The following is a 1205-nucleotide window of genomic DNA, read 5'->3' on the forward strand; positions in this document are numbered from 1 at the left end:
ATCGCTTAGGCCAGAAAAAGCAAATTCCCATAGCATAAACAACACCAACTCTGACACACCGAGTAGGTAGCGGCTCAGTCCAACAAGCGATTATGCAACACAAACTGCGTGTCGCATAAATACTAAAATGTTATGTTTCAATCAGAGTATGCAAATTTAAATGGCTCAGTGTAAAAAATGCAAAGCGGATATTGTTCCACAAGAAGTTAAGGTGGCAATGAACAAATCATATTTTATTTGTCCCGTTTGCACACATAGAATTAGTAGCTTTAGCCTTAAAGGTTTATTGATCTTTATCGGTAGTGCAATATTGTTATGGGCTGTTCTTTTTATACATCACCATATAACAAATTAATATTTTTTGTTTTGTGTATTTGAAACATAACAAGCTAATAAATAAGGACAAAAAACAGTTGGCTGTTTTCGTTCCTCAACATTTTAGCCAACAATTTTTTGCCCATTATTAGGGCGTTATATAGCACAAGGAAGTCATGCGTTATCTGTTACTAATTTCAATTATTCTAATATCAGGTTGCTCAAGGGAGCATCACCCTGCGATAGGTGGTATACAATTTTCAATTGAAGATGCCAACAAAATAGAATTGATAAAACATTTAGACTCATTTGCTCTCAACAACAACTTAGCAAAAAACTACGAAGGTGGAGAACAAATGCTCCCTGAAAAAGCTGCTGTTTTAGTTGCTGCTAAATATTCTTCGGATGACGGCGTCCATATATTTGTTCAAAACTATTTAAACCACGATTGTTTTTTCGCGGCTGCATATGACTTTAATAAAGGGAATGAAAAAAAGGCTAGAGAATTAGCTGAATTACTAAAAGCTGAACTAGTTAAAACGTTTAAAAAACGACTAACTTTTTATAGCGACAGCCAGTGTAAAAGTGCTATATAACAAGCCAATTAAGTACGGTACTGCTAAAGCTTGGCTCGGTTCCGCTTCGCTACACAGTTTAGCCAAGCATTTATCAGCCCCTTATTGGGGCGTTACCGAACGTCTGCTTTTGTAAATCTCGCATATTTTATATGAATGCCTGAACGACTCTTAATGGCACAGACTGTGTGAAAACTCTGATCACCTTTTGGTCTAAGTATGTTCTGCTTATGATCTATTAATCTATACATTTAGTTCACTTAATATACTGATATTTATATAATTAGACTATTGATTCAGTTGAGGGTTGAGGCA

General features: G+C 35.5%; 1 protein-coding gene. It reads left to right on the forward strand.

The annotated features are described in order from the left end of the window. The first annotated feature begins 491 nt into the window (after positions 1-491). Complete coding sequence (locus JIG41_RS00660) at positions 492-911, forward strand: hypothetical protein (protein ID WP_199524110.1); 420 nt, start codon at positions 492-494, stop codon at positions 909-911. The last annotated feature ends 294 nt before the right edge of the window (positions 912-1205 follow it).

Source organism: Pseudoalteromonas sp. bablab_jr011 (assembly GCF_016464045.1).
Taxonomy (GTDB): Bacteria; Pseudomonadota; Gammaproteobacteria; order Enterobacterales; family Alteromonadaceae; genus Pseudoalteromonas; species Pseudoalteromonas lipolytica.